Annotated in this window: 10 protein-coding genes; 8 read left to right on the top strand and 2 right to left on the bottom strand. The window is 52.7% G+C overall.

Going from position 1 to position 15249, the window contains the following annotated elements:
- Positions 1–114 precede the first annotated feature (114 nt).
- Positions 115–1755, bottom strand: coding sequence for a glucose-6-phosphate isomerase (pgi, locus tag HMPREF3047_RS02875; RefSeq protein WP_070712137.1), 1641 nt, complete (start codon positions 1753–1755; stop codon positions 115–117).
- Between the two features lie 251 nt (positions 1756–2006).
- Between pgi and HMPREF3047_RS02880 the strand changes: the two genes are divergently transcribed.
- The 7 genes from HMPREF3047_RS02880 (at position 2007) to HMPREF3047_RS02910 (ending at position 11945) form a co-directional block, all read left to right on the top strand.
- On the top strand, positions 2007–3050 hold the full coding sequence (locus tag HMPREF3047_RS02880) for a LacI family DNA-binding transcriptional regulator (RefSeq protein ID WP_070645886.1): 1044 nt from the start codon (positions 2007–2009) through the stop codon (positions 3048–3050).
- Positions 3051–3245: 195 nt separating this feature from the next.
- Positions 3246–4568 carry an MFS transporter gene (locus HMPREF3047_RS02885; protein ID WP_070712138.1) on the top strand — a complete coding sequence of 441 codons (1323 nt, stop codon included), beginning with the start codon at positions 3246–3248 and terminating at the stop codon, positions 4566–4568.
- A 208-nt stretch (positions 4569–4776) separates the two neighbouring features.
- On the top strand, positions 4777–7080 hold the full coding sequence (gene parC, locus HMPREF3047_RS02890) for a DNA topoisomerase IV subunit A (protein ID WP_070712139.1): 2304 nt from the start codon (positions 4777–4779) through the stop codon (positions 7078–7080).
- A 70-nt stretch (positions 7081–7150) separates the two neighbouring features.
- A complete protein-coding gene (locus HMPREF3047_RS02895; protein ID WP_070712140.1) occupies positions 7151–8737 on the top strand; it encodes a two-component system sensor histidine kinase NtrB in 1587 nt (528 codons plus the stop codon).
- Complete coding sequence (locus HMPREF3047_RS02900) at positions 8730–10358, top strand: sigma-54-dependent transcriptional regulator (RefSeq protein ID WP_070712141.1); 1629 nt, start codon at positions 8730–8732, stop codon at positions 10356–10358. Before HMPREF3047_RS02895 ends, HMPREF3047_RS02900 begins: the two co-directional genes overlap by 8 nt.
- Before the next feature lie 48 nt (positions 10359–10406).
- On the top strand, positions 10407–11159 hold the full coding sequence (locus HMPREF3047_RS02905; RefSeq protein ID WP_070585113.1) for a class I SAM-dependent methyltransferase: 753 nt from the start codon (positions 10407–10409) through the stop codon (positions 11157–11159).
- A 102-nt stretch (positions 11160–11261) separates the two neighbouring features.
- Entirely contained in the window at positions 11262–11945 is a 684-nt protein-coding gene (locus HMPREF3047_RS02910) for a 2,3-diphosphoglycerate-dependent phosphoglycerate mutase (RefSeq protein WP_003679823.1), read from the top strand.
- Between the two features lie 136 nt (positions 11946–12081).
- Here the strand turns inward: HMPREF3047_RS02910 and HMPREF3047_RS02915 are convergent, their stop codons facing one another.
- Entirely contained in the window at positions 12082–12873 is a 792-nt protein-coding gene (locus tag HMPREF3047_RS02915; RefSeq protein WP_070712142.1) for a DsbC family protein, read from the bottom strand.
- 134 nt (positions 12874–13007) lie between these two features.
- On the opposite strand from HMPREF3047_RS02915, the gene HMPREF3047_RS02920 reads away from it, so the two are divergent.
- Positions 13008–15197 (top strand): primosomal protein N', encoded by a 2190-nt coding sequence (locus HMPREF3047_RS02920; RefSeq protein ID WP_070712143.1) that lies wholly within the window; start codon positions 13008–13010, stop codon positions 15195–15197.
- Positions 15198–15249 lie beyond the last annotated feature (52 nt).

Genomic DNA, 15249 nt, shown 5'->3' on the forward strand with positions numbered 1-15249 from the left:
TCGTCTGAAACTGAATGGATAAAGTTTCAGACGGCCTTTTGTTGGAACAAGCCGATAGGGTTTTGAAATGTCCGTAAGACAAGCAGATATGTTTGTTTTACGGATATTTTATTTTCAGACGGCCTTCGATGCTGCGTTGCAGTTGCGGTAGAAGGCAATCAGACCGTTGGTGGAGTTGTCGTGTGCCGGCGTGCCGCGTTCGAGTTCGGGCTCGATGGTTTTGGCCAGTTCTTTACCGTATTCCACGCCCCATTGGTCGAAGGGGTTGATACGCCAAATCACGCCCTGAACAAAGGTGCGATGTTCGTAGGCTGCCATCAGCATGCCGAGGTTGAAAGGCGTCAGGCTGTCGATGAGCAGGCTGTTGCTCGGACGGTTGCCGGGGAATTCTTTTTGCGGCGCAAGACGGTCGCGTTCGTCTTGGGGCAGGGCGGCTAATTCGACTTGTACTTCGTCTAAGGTCTTGCCTTTCATCAGCGCTTCGGCTTGGGCAAAGGCGTTGGCAACGGTAAAGCGGTGTTGGCGGTGGTTGCCGTAGATTGTGGTCATGGGGACGATAAAGTCGACGGGGATCAGACGCGTACCTTGGTGTAGAAGCTGGAAGTAGGCATGTTGGCAGTTGACACCTTCATCACCAAAGACAATGCCGCCGGTGGTGCAGGAAACGGGTTGGCCGTCTGATGTACGCTGTTTGCCGAGGCTTTCCATATCGAGTTGGTTGAGCCATGGGGTAAAGAGGCGCATGTTGTGGCTGTATGGGACAACGGTTTGGCCGTCTGAATATTGGAAGTTGTTGTACCAAACATTGATGAGCGCCATCAGGACGGGAATGTTGCGGCGGAATGGTGTTTCGAAGAAATGGGTATCCATCGCGTGTGCGCCGGCCAGCATTTTGCGGAACGCTTTTTCGCCGACGGCAACCATCAGAGGCAGGCCGATGGGCGACCAGACGGAATAGCGGCCGCCGACCCAGTCGGACATGGCGAAGACTTTGTCGGGGGAGATACCGAAGTTTTGGGCAGCGGCCACATCGGCGGAAATGGCGCAGAAGTGGCGGTAGATGCCGGAATCAGGCAAACCTGCATCGCGGTACCAAGTACGCGCCGCATAGGCATTGAGCAGGGTTTCCGGTGTGCGGAACGATTTGCTGGCAATGCTGAATACGGTGGTTTCGGGGTTGAGGCCGAGAAGGGTTTGGGTCAGGTCGGCATCATCGGAGTTGCTGACAAAGTGGACGCGGATGTTTTGCCAATAAGGTTGCAGCGCCTGTGTGGCCATGCGCGGACCCAAATCGGAGCCGCCGATACCGATGTGAACCAAGTCGGTAATGGGTTTGCCGGTAATGCCTGCGTGGGTGCCGTCTAGGAGTTGGCGTGCGAATTCGAGGGTGCGGTTGAGTTCGTGATGAACTTTGGACACGATGTTTTCGCCGTCGACGTAAATGGGTTGGGCATTGGCCGGCAGGCGCAGGGCGGTGTGGAGGACGGCGCGGTGTTCGCTGGTGTTGATTTTTTCGCCGCTGCTCATGGCCTGCATATATTGTGGCAAATCGGCTGCTTCGGCCAGTTGGCACAATAAATCAAGGGTATTTTCATCTAGGCGGTTTTTACTGTAATCAAATAACAAACCATACAGAATTTCGTGCATATTATTGAAACGTTCGGCATCTGCGGCGAAGCGTTCGCGCAGGGTAATGTGTTGCGTATCGGCATGATGGGTTTCCAAGGCCTGCCATGCGTCTGAGTATGAGGACATCTCGTTTCCTTAGTATGTAACGGTAAACAAGCAGGGTATCTATTTTCTGCTTTTTATAGTTGTTTGTAGTTTAACAAATTTGCACAACTTTTGGGAGGTGGTAGGGTCGGTTTTGCTTAAGAAATGTATGCAAAATGCAATAGAAATGGTTGATTATCATCAAGTTTCTGTAAAAAAGGGGGTATGACACCGATGTCTGCTGTGTTATCCTATGTAACATTATTGAAATCCTGTCGGGGCGGGTTCGTAAGATGGCTACAATTTATGATGTCGCTGCTTATGCCGGGGTGTCTCCCAAGACGGTCAGCCGGGTAATTAACGGCGATGCGCCGGTCAGCGATAAAACCCGTTCCAAAGTAGAAACAGCGATTGCCGCTTTGGGCTATATCCCGTCTTCTGTGGCGCGGATTATGCGGTCCCACCGTTCTGGCTTGGTCGGCCTGATTACCGGCGCCATTTCGCGGACGGGTGAGAATACGGGCGGACACGGCATTCCGGATATGTTCTTGATTAAGGGCATTCAGCAGCAGATTCGCGCACAAGGCAAGATTTTGATGATTGCCGACATCGACAACAAGTCGGGGCAGCCCGGTCAGATGGAGCCGCTGATTCGTACCTTTATGGAGCATCGTGCCGAGGGGATTTTATATGTGGCAGGTTTCCATCAGGAAGTATTGCTACCGGAAGTGCCCAACCGTTGTCCGATGGTGTTGGTCAACTGTTTTGATTTGGCAGGTACGCCGTCGGTTTTGCCGGATGACGAAGCAGGGCAGTATGGCTTGGTGCGCCGAATTATTCAAAGCGGACACAAACGGATTGCTTATGTGACTTTGCAGCCGGGCGTAGAAGCAACGAGATTGAGATTGGCCGGATACCACCGGGCTTTGGCAGATGCGGATATTGTCTTCGATCCTGATTTGGTGCAAACTGGTTATCCTGACTTCAGCAACGACAGCGGGTCTTTGATTTCGGCTATTTTGAAGCTGCTGTCTTTGCCGCTTCCGCCGACGGTAATTTGCTGCGGTAACGATGAAATGGCAGTGCGCGTGTACGGGATTTTGAGGACGCGCGGCGTGCGGGTTCCCGAGCAAGTTTCGGTTGCCGGATATGATAACCACAGCGCGATTGCGGAAACGCTGTTTCCGCCGTTGACCAGCACCGAGCTGCCTTATCTGCGTATGGGTGAAATGGCGGCGGATTTGCTGTTCCAATACATCGAACATCCGGCCGGTACGGCTCAGCCCGTCAAGGTCGTTGGGGAAACCATCTGGCGTCAGTCTGTGATGAATAAATAGTTTCAGACGGCCTAAAAATAAGCTTCAAACAACACAAACACACATCAAAACAAGATTATATAAACGGTCAAAATAAAGGCCGTCTGAAAACAGGGTTGCCTCATTGAAAAAGGCGGCCCAATACAATAAGAGCGTCATACCGCTGAAATTGGAGTTTGTTGTTTCCATAGTTTATTATCCAGGAGTAGCCTTCCTATGAAAATCTCCCCACAAGTGGCGATGACACTTCGCCAGATTATGCTGATGAACTTCGGTTTCTTCGGCATTCAATACAGCTTCGGGTTGCAGCAGACTGCGATTAACCCGATTTTCAGCTTTCTTCATGCCGACCCGAGCCAATTGCCGATTTTGAATATGGCAGGCCCGATTACCGGTTTGCTGGTGCAGCCGATGATTGGTGCGATGAGTGACCGCACTTGGGTGCCGGGATTGGGTCGCCGCCGTCCGTATTTCTTGATCGGCGCCATCGGTTGCAGCCTCTGCCTCTTTATTTATCCGCACGTTACCGCCTTGTGGGTGGCCGTATTGCTGCTGTGGCTCTTGGACATCAGCAACAACACGGCAATGGAACCTTTCCGTGCCTTTATTGCCGATACCGTTCCTGAACAACAGCAATCCACCGGTTTCTTGATGCAGTCCGTGTTTACCGGCTTGGGCATTACCCTGGCCAACGTTTCCCTCTACATCTTCCAACAAATCGGCTGGTTGCAACAAACTTCCGAAGCAGGCATTCCGTATTGGGTATTCGGTTCGTTTTATATTGGTGCGGTCTGCTCCATCGGTTCGGTTTTGGTTACCGTTTTATCAACAGCCGAACGCGAGCCCAGCCCTGAAGAAATGGCGGCCATTAAAGCCCAGCCGAGCGGTCCGGCCCATGCTGTTAAAGATATTGTCGTTGCCGTGCGCGAAATGCCGACTGCCCTGTGGCAACTGGCTTTGGTGTATCTCTTTCAATGGTACGCGCTCTTCATCTACTGGCAATATATTTCCCACAGTATCGTCCAATCTGTCTGGGACTCGACCGTTGAAAATACCGAAGCGTATAGCCAAGCGGTTGCATGGACCGGCCTGGTAAACGGTTTCTACAACGTGGTAACCTTTATCTCCGCCTTCGGCCTGATGTGGATGGCGCGCAAATACGCCGCCAAATATGTTCACGCCTTTGCCGTAACCCTTGCCGCGCTGGCCTTGCTCACCATTCCGCACATCGGCAACAAATACCTGATGTTTGCGCCGATGATTGGTTTCGGTGTCGGTTGGGCAAGTATGATGGGCGTGCCGTTTATGATTGTGGTCGGTTCTATTCCGAAAGAACGTTACGGCGTGTACATGGGTATTGTGAACATGATGATTGTGATTCCAATGCTGATTGAAACCGTATCTTTCGGCTGGGTGTACAAAACCTTCTTGGGTTCAAACCCTGCCAACGCGATGACTTTTGCCGGTGTTTCCCTGGCCATCGCCGCCGCGTTGACCTTAACCATTAAAACTGCGGCCAAATCGGCTACTGCAGAATAACGAAGTTTTGATTTAAAACCAAAATGAAAAGGCCGTCTGAAACATGAAAGGGTTTCAGACGGCCTTTTTGGTCGAAACAAATCATATTTGCCGACTTGATTCGGTAAGCCTTATTGCCGCCGAGCTACCGTTCATCACTCAAATTGGCTATGACTGCCGATTTTGCTTTACAATATCCTTCTTTAATTGATTTCGTTTTACCATCCTGATGACAGAACACATTTCCGCTCCAAGTCCATCTCCTGTCGGCGAAGACTACCTGCTGTTAGGTCAGTACGCCGAACGCGCCTATCTCGAATACGCCATGAGCGTGGTCAAAGGCCGCGCGCTGCCTGAAGTTTCAGACGGCCAAAAGCCCGTGCAGCGGCGTATTTTGTTTGCCATGCGCGATATGGGTTTGACGGCGGGGGCGAAGCCGGTGAAGTCGGCGCGCGTGGTCGGCGAGATTTTGGGTAAATACCATCCGCACGGCGATAGTTCCGCCTATGAGGCGATGGTGCGCATGGCGCAGGATTTTACCTTGCGCTACCCCTTAATCGACGGCATCGGCAACTTCGGTTCGCGCGACGGCGACGGGGCGGCGGCGATGCGTTACACCGAAGCGCGGCTGACGCCGATTGCGGAATTGCTGTTGTCCGAAATCAATCAGGGTACGGTAGATTTTGTGCCGAACTACGACGGTGCGTTTGACGAACCTGTACACCTGCCAGCCCGTCTGCCTATGGTCTTGCTCAACGGCGCATCAGGCATTGCGGTGGGCATGGCGACTGAAATCCCATCACACAATTTAAACGAAGTCACGCAGGCGGCGATTGCGCTGTTGAAAAAGCCGACGCTGGAAACCGCCGACCTGATGCAATACATTCCTGCGCCCGATTTTGCCGGCGGTGGTCAAATCATCACGCCGGCGGATGAATTACGCCGCATTTACGAAACCGGCAAAGGCAGCGTGCGCGTGCGTGCGCGTTATGAAATCGAGAAGCTGGCGCGCGGACAGTGGCGCGTGATTGTGACCGAGCTGCCGCCGAACGCCAATTCCGCCAAAATCCTTGCTGAAATCGAAGAACAAACCAACCCGAAACCGAAAGCAGGCAAGAAGCAGCTCAACCAAGACCAGCTCAACACCAAAAAGCTGATGCTGGATTTAATCGACCGCGTGCGCGACGAATCAGACGGCGAACATCCTGTGCGCCTTGTATTTGAACCAAAATCCAGCCGCATCGATACCGATACATTCATCAACACGCTGATGGCGCAGACTTCGCTGGAAGGCAATGTCTCCATGAACTTGGTGATGATGGGTTTGGACAACCGTCCCGCGCAGAAAAACCTGAAAACGATTTTGCAGGAATGGCTAGATTTCCGCATCGTAACCGTAACACGCCGTCTGAAATTCCGTTTGAACCAAGTGGAAAAACGGCTGCACATCCTTGAAGGCCGTCTGAAAGTCTTTCTGCACATTGACGAAGTGATTAAAGTCATCCGCGAATCAGACGATCCGAAAGCCGACCTGATGGCGGCGTTCGGATTGACCGAAATCCAAACCGAAGACATTTTGGAAATCCGCCTGCGCCAGTTGGCGCGTTTGGAAGGTTTCAAACTCGAAAAAGAATTGAACGAATTGCGCGAAGAACAAGGTCGTCTGAATATCCTTTTGGGCGACGAAAACGAAAAACGCAAGCTGATTATCAAAGAGATGCAGGCGGACATGAAGCAGTTTGGCGACGCGCGCCGCACGCTGGTGGAAGAAGCCGGACGCGCCGTGCTGACGCAAACCACCGCCGACGAACCCATCACGCTGATCCTGTCGGAAAAAGGCTGGATACGCAGCCGCGCCGGACACAACCTCGATTTGAGCCAAACCGCGTTCAAAGAAGGCGATCGTCTCAAACAAACCCTTGAAGGCCGCACTGTTTTACCCGTCGTCATCCTGGATTCATTGGGCAGAACCTACACGCTCGATGCCGCCGAAATCCCCGGAGGACGCGGCGACGGCGTACCGGTTTCATCCTTAATCGAGCTGCAAAACGGCGCGAAACCCGTCGCCATGCTCACCGGCCAGCCCGAACAGCATTACTTGCTTTCAGGCAGCGGCGGCTACGGCTTTATCACCAAGTTGGCCGATATGGTCGGACGCGTGAAAGCGGGTAAAGTGGTGATGACCGTGGACAGCGGCGAAACCGTCCTGCCGCCGGTTGCCGTCTATGCTTCTTCGCTGATCAATCCCGACTGCAAAGTCGTACTGGCCAGCAGCGACCACCGCCTCTTGGCGTTTTCCATCGGCGAGCTTAAAGTCATGCCTAAAGGCCGCGGTTTGCAGCTGATGTCGTTGGCTGATGGTGCATCTTTGGAACACATTATGGTGACGACTTCTCCTGAATTTACCGTTGTATCGGTCGGCCGACGCGGTGCAGAACATCAGGAAAAACTGCGTATTGCCGATATTGACGGCAAACGCGGTAAAAAAGGCAAGGTATTGGAAATATCAGGCCGTCTGAAAAGTTTGTCCTGAAACAAGAACAAATATATCTAAATAAATTAAATTTATACGACATTGCATGATAATAAAAAAAGGTTCATTTATGAACAGAGCCAATCTTCAAGAACTGGGTAATCTGAGGGAGCGGATTCCCGGTGTAATCAACATTGCCCGAATAGCCATCGTCTTACCGCTTTTGGTTTTGCACGCTTTCGGCAGCTACACGGGTGGCAACCTGATTGGCATTTCGTTGCCGGACGTTGAGTTTTATATCTGGGTAACGCTGTATTTCCTCCTGATTATGCTCTCCGTGTTCCGCCCGGGCTGGCAGTGGCAGTCTTTGGATTTGCCCAATGCCAGTGCCGTGGTCGACATCACCATGATGATGGTTTTGGTGTATATCTCCGGCGGTACGGCTTCCGGTTTCGGGATTTTGGTTTTGCCGTTTGTTGCTACGTCGTGTCTGCTTAGTTATGGCCACTACCCTATGCTGTATGCAGGCTATACGGCCATGCTGTTTATTTTGAACCTGTTTTTAGACGGCAGCATGCGTTTCGATTCGTTTAATTGGGACGCGAAATCAATGGTGAATTCTTCGATGCTGATCGGCGCAGGCTATCTGGTGGCGATGCTGACATCGTTTGCTGCCCGTTATCTGGAGCAGGCCACAGAGTCCGCCAGCCGTCATCAACTGGCCTACCGCCGTATTAGCGGCTTGAACCATTTGGTTTTGAACCGCGTACAGGAAGCGGTTGTGGTGATTGATGCGACCCAACGCGTGTGGCTGTTTAACAAACAGGCAAAAATCTATTTCCCCAGCCTGATTATCGATCAGCAGGAAATCGTGTTTGGCGAACTGGTAGCACGTTGGCAGCGCCAACCCGACAAACCTTTTGAAACCGATATCCATATTTTCCAACACGCCATGCACGTTCGAGCCGTTCCGCTGATTCAGGAGCAGACCGAGCTGCTGATGTTGTATGTCCGCTCATTGCGTGAAGTGGCTGCGGAGGCCATGTCCACCAAGCTGACTTCGCTCGGACAGTTGACTGCCAACCTTGCCCACGAAATCCGCAACCCGATGTCCGCCATCCGTCATGCCAGCGATTTGTTGCAAGAGGGTGATGAGGCAGATCCGCTCAAGGCCAAGCTCTACAACATCATCGACAGCAATATCCAACGTATCGACAAGATGTTGGAAGACGTATCCCTGCTTAACAAACGAGACAACATCAGCCGCCAGCCGATTAATCTGATGAAATTTTGGTTGGAATTCAAGCAGGAATTTACCTTAAACAATCCCGATGCCATCGGCTGTCTGCGCATGAATATGGACGGCAACAACCTGACCGTATTGGTTGACTCCATGCACTTGCAGCAAGTGATGTGGAACTTGTGCAACAACGCTTGGCGACACAGCCGTCAGGACGAAAACGCCATTACCGTTCTTATCCGCTCTAGCGGCAGGATGCATATTTCCATCGTAGTGGCGGACAACGGCAAAGGCGTGCCGCCCGATGTACGAAATCATCTGTTCGAGCCGTTTTACACCACCGAAAAACAAGGCACCGGCTTGGGGCTTTACGTCGCACGCGAGTTGGCACACGCCAATATGGGGCAGCTGCATTATCACCCTGAAATGAACGGGTTTGAACTGATTTTACCGAAGGAGCAAGCGCAGGATGAATAAATTGCAAGAGCCGGTTTTGGTTGTCGATGACGAGGCAGACATCCGCGACCTGATGGAAATGACCCTGATGAAAATGGGTCTGCGCGTCGATACTGCGGCTGGTGTTGAAGAAGCCAAAGACAGGCTAGACAACAACGATTATTCACTGGTGTTGACCGATATGCGTATGCCCGACGGCTCAGGCCTCGAGGTTGTCCAATACATTGATGAACTGATGCTCGACACGCCCGTCGCCGTGATTACGGCTTTCGGTAATGCCGACCAAGCCGTTGAAGCCTTGAAAGCAGGGGCGTTTGATTATCTGCAAAAACCGATTACGCTGTCGCAGTTGCGTTCATTGGTTAAATCGGCAGTATCGGTTTCCGACAATACTGCCGAACCCACGCCGTCTGAAAAAGTCAAATCGCAGCCTGCGCCTGTTTCTGCCGCCCTGTATAAACCCGAACCTCAGCCGGTCAAGCCTGTCGTTACGCCTCCTAAGAGTGTACAGAGCGAATTTAACCGGCCTTTGACTGTTCCGGAAGGGCTCAATTCCTTAAAAGAGCGTTTTTCGGCTGGCAGCATCAATCATGCTCTGCAACAAGATGCACCTATATTGGAAGGCGAGGACGATATGCCGCGCCTGTTGGGTACTTCGCCGCAAATGGTCGAAGTGCGCCACCTGATTCGCAGATTGGCCCACAGCCTTGTTCCTGTTTATATCTCCGGCGAGTCCGGTACGGGTAAAGAGCAGGCGGCGCGCACGATTCACGAGCTGTCCGACCGCGCTGACAAACCGTTTATTGCCGTCAACTGCGGAGCCATTCCTGAAAACCTGATGGAAAGCGAATTTTTCGGCTACAAAAAAGGCAGCTTTACCGGCGCGGATCAAGACCGTTTAGGTTTTTTCCAACACGCTGACGGCGGCACTTTGTTCCTTGACGAAGTTGCCGATTTGCCGCTTGCCATGCAGGTCAAACTCCTGCGCGCCATTCAAGAAAAAGCCGTGCGCCGTATCGGCGATGCGCGGGAAACCTCTGTGGATGTGCGCATTATTTGTGCAACCCATAAAAACCTCGAAGCTTTGGTTGAAAGCGGCGCATTCCGTCAGGACTTGTATTACCGCCTCAACGTTGTCACCCTGCACATGCCGCCTTTGCGCGAAATGCGCGAAGACTTGGGCGCACTGATTCTGTATCTGTTGTATAAACACCGTCACGGCAATCAAACCTACAAACTCAGCCCGAAAGCCCAAGAAGCCCTGTTGCATTACAGCTACCCCGGCAACTTCCGCGAGTTGGAAAATATCCTTGAACGCGCCGTTGCGTTGACGGTAGGCCAAGTGATACAAGTGGACGACTTGCAGATTCAAAACGCCCCACAGGTTAAGGCTGAACGCAGCGGCTTTTCCTTTGACGATATTGCCGAACCTGACGCGCGCGAAACCACGCTCAATCACAGCCCCATTCCGCCGTTTGATCCGCGTACCATGCAGATACAGGATTACCTCGACCAAGTGGAACGCAGTATCATCGAGCAGGCTTTGCAGCAAACCCGTTACAACCGTACCCAAGCCGCCAAACTTTTGGGCATCAGCTTCCGCTCTATGCGCTACCGCATGGAACGCTTGGACATCAATTAAAACGTTCAGACGGCCTGAGTTTTCAAGGCCGTCTGAAACATAAGCCTTATGTACAAGATTTATTTTGACGAAACCGCATCTGCCGAACTTCGCAGCCTTACCGAGCCGTTCGGGTTGACCGTTATCGACCGGCAGCCTGAAGAAGGCAGTTTCCTTATCGCTGACGAAAGCGGCATCAGTTTGTGCCGCGCCGGTGAAAAAGGCCGTGTCCGCGTTGATTTTGATGGCGGTGCCGCCCATTATCGGCGCACTAAAGGCGGAGGCGAGTTGATTGCCAAAGCAGTCAACCACACTGTACAACCGACTGTCTGGGACGCTACCGGCGGACTGGGGCGCGACAGTTTTGTGCTTGCCTCGTTGGGTTTGAATGTACACACTTTTGAACAAAATCCTGCGGTTGCCTGTCTACTTTCAGACGGCCTCAATAGGGTGGGGCAAAGTGAAGAGACACGGGAGATTGCCCAACGCATTACTTTGCATTTCGGCAATTCCGTTGATTTGATGCAGGAATTGGCAATGGAAAACGGTATGCCCGATGTAGTGTACCTCGACCCGATGTATCCGGAGCGTCGCAAAACCGCAGCTGTGAAAAAAGAAATGGCTTACTTTCACGACTTGGTCGGCTCGGCACAAGATGAAGCCGAGTTATTGGATGCGGCATTGAATACCGCCAAAAAACGCATTGTCGTCAAACGCCCGCGCTTGGGCGAATTTCTCGACGGGCGCAAACCTGCTTATCAATACACAGGCAAAAGCACGCGGTTTGATGTTTACCTTCCGACAAGGCCGTCTGAAGACTAGAAGCAAACTTGCAACATATCAAAAGAAACCGCCGACGTTATCAGCGCGGCGGCAAAGTGTGCTATAAATACCTTTTCCCAAACTTCATTGGAGCAAACTATCATGGAATTAGTATTCATCCGTCACGGACAAAGCGAATGGAACGCGAAAAACCTTTTCACCGGCTGGCGCGACGTTAAGCTGAGCGAGCAAGGTTTGGCAGAAGCCGCAGCAGCAGGTAAAAAGCTGAAAGAGAAGGGCTACGAGTTCGACATCGCCTTTACCTCCGTTCTGACCCGTGCCATCAAAACCTGTAACATCGTTTTGGAAGAATCCGACCAACTGTTTGTTCCACAAATCAAATCATGGCGTTTGAACGAGCGCCACTACGGCCAGCTGCAAGGTATGGATAAAAAACAAACCGCAGAAAAATACGGCGACGAGCAAGTCCACATCTGGCGCCGCAGCTACGACACCCTGCCTCCGCTGCTCGATCCTAAAGACCCTCACTCCGCCCACAACGACCGCCGCTATGCTAACCTGCCTAGCGATGTCGTACCTGATGGCGAAAACCTCAAAGTGACCCTCGAGCGCGTTCTGCCTTTCTGGGAAGATCAAATCGCTCCGGCCATCTTGAGCGGCAAACGTGTATTGGTTGCGGCACACGGCAATTCCCTGCGCGCGTTGGCCAAACACATCGAAGGCATTTCCGACGAAGACATCATGGGTTTGGAAATCCCAACCGGTCAGCCGCTGGTGTACAAATTGGATGAAAACCTGAAAGTAATTGAAAAATTCTACCTGTAAGGTAAAGGGAAAAAAGGACGTGTTGGACACGTCCTTTTTTATATTTGTCTGTATTGAGGCCGTCTGAAGGCAGTTGATGGCGGGCGACATGAAAAAAGGACGCGTAAAGCGTCCTTTATGGAGATTAAACCCTGTATTACTGGTTTTTCTCGATGATTTCTTTGAGGTGAGGCATAGGGCTGTAACCGCTTTGGCTGCGGCCGTTAGGGAAGACTACGGTCGGCGTGCCGTTGAAGCCGAATTGTTCGCCCAATGAAGTGGTTTCTGCAACAGGGTTTTCGCAGTTTGCTTTGCCGCTTGGGAATTTGCCTTTGCGCATCCAGTCGATCCATGCCTGGGTCGGATTAGGTTGACACCACAACAGCTCGGCTTTGCGCGCGGCATCAGGGTGCAGGCTTGGAATCGGCATCATGAAGGTATAAATCGTGATGTCAGTCATTTTCTCAAACTCATGCTCCAAGCGTTTGCAGTACGGGCAGTCCGGATCGGAGAAAACAGCGACTTTCAGTTTGCCGTTGCCGCGTACTTCTTTAATGGCTTTATCCAAAGGCAGGGAAGCGAAGTCGATTTTGTTCAAATCGGCGGCGCGTTCTTCAGTCATGCTTTGGCGCGTGTTGACGTTGATGAGGTCGCCAACAAGCATATAGTCGCCTTTGGCGTCGGTATAGATGATTTGTTTGCCGCTGACGACAACTTCATAAATGCCTTTAATCGGTGTTTCACTGACGCTCAAAACTTTCAAATCTTGGGCGGCATAGACTTTTTCCAAACGCGCTTTCAAAGAAGCGGCAACGGATTTGTCGGCAGGCGCTTCCGCTTTGGCGGCCGGAGCAGGCGCTGCGTTGGCGTTGGATACGGCAGGTTGACCGCATGCCAACAAAGGAAGGACGGCAAACGGCGTTAAGATTTTGATTAACTTGGTTTTCATGCGAGAGACTTGCGTGTGTTGAAATAAGGCATTGTATCAAACCTCCGTCATGTCTGCATTGTACTAAGGCTCAAATTATCGTCTGAAAATAGCTTTCGGCTGTTAAAATACGAAAAAATGATTTGATTGTTTGTATGTTCTACCATCGTATTGCCGTAAACGTGCCGCTTTCAGACGGCCTTTTGACTTATTCCTATTCCGAGCTGCTTCCTCTGGGAACGCGGGTGCTTGTGCCTTTTCGTAATAAAACCGTTGTCGGGATTGTGTGGGAAAAGGATATTGCGCCCGATATGGATACGGCGCGGATTTTGAGTGTTCAGATGGCCTTTGTAGAAGAAAAGCCGTTGCCTCAAAGCTGGCGTGATTTGTTGGCGTTTACGTCGCGTTATTACCACTATCCGACGGGGCAGGCGGTATTTGCCGCATTGCCGCAAGGTTTGAAGGAAACGCGCGCGGTAGAAATGCCGCAGCCGCCGTTGTTTTATGCTTTAAACGAAGCAGGCAGGGCGCAAACGCCGCCGCCGGCGCGGTTCAACAAAAAAGCGGCTTTGTGGGGCGCGCTGCTGTCGGGTGGAATGACGATGGCGGCGTTGAAGCAGGTGAACGCGCAGGCGGCGAAATTAATCGAAGATTGGGCGGAACAGGGTTGGATTGAAACGACGGAAGCGGCAAAGTCCGTTTTAGAGTCGTGCCACAGGCAGGCTTCGCACTCTGAATTTGTGTTGAATGCCGACCAGCAGAAGGCTTCCGATGAAATTCAGACGGCCTTTGGTAAATTTCAGCCATTTCTGCTGTACGGCATTACCGGCAGTGGCAAGACCGAGGTGTATTTCGATGCGATGGCGAAAGTGTTGGCGCAGGGGCGGCAGGTGTTGTTTCTGTTGCCAGAAATCAATCTCACGCCGCAGCTTTTGAAGCGGGTGGAAAACCGTTTTGCCGACGTGCCGACCGCCGTGTTGCACAGCCAGATGGCTGCAGGCAAGCGCACGCAGGATTATCTGCGCGCGATGTTGGGGCAGGCGAAGCTGGTCATCGGCACGCGGCTGGCGGTGTTCACGCCTTTGCCTGATGTCGGGCTGATTGTGGTCGATGAGGAACACGATGGCTCGTTCAAACAGGACAACGAATTGCGCTACCATGCCCGCGATTTGGCGGTGTGGCGGGCGAAGCAGAGCGGCTGTCCTGTCGTGTTGGGCAGTGCCACGCCCAGCTTGGAGAGCTGGCACAAGGCGCAAAGCGGCGCGTACCGCCTGCTGCAACTGACCGAGCGCGCCCATGCCGCCGCGCAACTGCCGCAAGTAGAAATTCTCAACGTAGGCCGTCTGAAACTTGACAACGGCTTCTCGCCGCAAGCCTTGCAGCTTTTAAAACAGAATTTTGAAGCAGGTGGCATGTCGCTGGTGTACCTCAACCGGCGCGGTTTCGCGCCCGCGCTGTTTTGCGGCGACTGCGGCCATACCTTCGGCTGTCCAAACTGCTCCGCTAAAATGGTGCTGCACCAACGCGCCCGCCAACTGCGCTGCCACCATTGCGACCACCGCGAACCCATCCCATTCAAATGCCCCGACTGCGGCAACCAAGACCTGACCGCCGTCGGCCACGGCACGCAGCGCGTCGAAGAAACCCTGCGCGCCTTCCTGCCCAAGGCTGCCGTCGTCCGTGTTGACAGGGACAGCACTGCGCACAAAAACGACTGGGCAGATTTGTACCGCCGCATCGCCGACAACGAAATCGACATTCTGGTCGGTACGCAGATGCTCGCCAAAGGTCATGATTTCGCGCGGCTTAACCTCGTTATCGTATTGAACGCCGACGGCAGCCTGTATAGCGCGGACTTTCGTGCGCCGGAAAGGCTGTTTGCAGAGCTGATGCAGGTGTCCGGAAGGGCGGGGCGCGCCGACAAACCCGGCAAGGTGTTGATACAAACCCAACTGCCCGAACATCCCGTCTTCGCCGCCGTCAAAGCGCAGGACTACGCCGTGTTTGCCGAAAACGAATTGAACGAGCGGCAAATGTTCGCCATGCCGCCTTTCGGTTTCCAGACCGCCGTCCGTGCCGATGCGCCGCATGTTGCCGATGCGATGGAATTTCTCAACGCCGCCAAAGAAACCCTTGCCCCGCTTTTGCCCGAAAGCGTCTCCCAGTTTGGTGCCGCTCCGATGCTGATGGTGCGCCTCGCTGAACGCGAACGCGCGCAAATCTTCCTTGAATCAACATCCCGACAGGATTTGCACCGCGCCGTAAGTTTGTGGGTGCAGGTGTTGCAGCAAAACCGCGACGGCAAAATCAGATGGTCGGTGGACGTTGATGTGCAAGAGGCTTGATTGAAATGGCTCAATCAATAAGGAAATAAAAGGCCGTCTGAAAATCTGTTTT

This window comes from Neisseria sp. HMSC075C10 (genome assembly GCF_001815615.1).
In the GTDB taxonomy this organism is placed as follows: Bacteria; Pseudomonadota; Gammaproteobacteria; order Burkholderiales; family Neisseriaceae; genus Neisseria; species Neisseria subflava_A.

Bases quoted from the DNA above. Each gene is read 5' to 3' on its own strand.
- pgi (WP_070712137.1), bottom strand. From the start codon at position 1,755: ATGTCCTCATACTCAGACGCATGGCAGGCCTTGGAAACCCATCATGCC.
- HMPREF3047_RS02880 (WP_070645886.1), top strand. From the start codon at position 2,007: ATGGCTACAATTTATGATGTCGCTGCTTATGCCGGGGTGTCTCCCAAG.
- HMPREF3047_RS02885 (WP_070712138.1), top strand. From the start codon at position 3,246: ATGAAAATCTCCCCACAAGTGGCGATGACACTTCGCCAGATTATGCTG.
- parC (WP_070712139.1), top strand. From the start codon at position 4,777: ATGACAGAACACATTTCCGCTCCAAGTCCATCTCCTGTCGGCGAAGAC.
- HMPREF3047_RS02895 (WP_070712140.1), top strand. From the start codon at position 7,151: ATGAACAGAGCCAATCTTCAAGAACTGGGTAATCTGAGGGAGCGGATT.
- HMPREF3047_RS02900 (WP_070712141.1), top strand. From the start codon at position 8,730: ATGAATAAATTGCAAGAGCCGGTTTTGGTTGTCGATGACGAGGCAGAC.
- HMPREF3047_RS02905 (WP_070585113.1), top strand. From the start codon at position 10,407: ATGTACAAGATTTATTTTGACGAAACCGCATCTGCCGAACTTCGCAGC.
- HMPREF3047_RS02910 (WP_003679823.1), top strand. From the start codon at position 11,262: ATGGAATTAGTATTCATCCGTCACGGACAAAGCGAATGGAACGCGAAA.
- HMPREF3047_RS02915 (WP_070712142.1), bottom strand. From the start codon at position 12,873: ATGAAAACCAAGTTAATCAAAATCTTAACGCCGTTTGCCGTCCTTCCT.
- HMPREF3047_RS02920 (WP_070712143.1), top strand. From the start codon at position 13,008: ATGTTCTACCATCGTATTGCCGTAAACGTGCCGCTTTCAGACGGCCTT.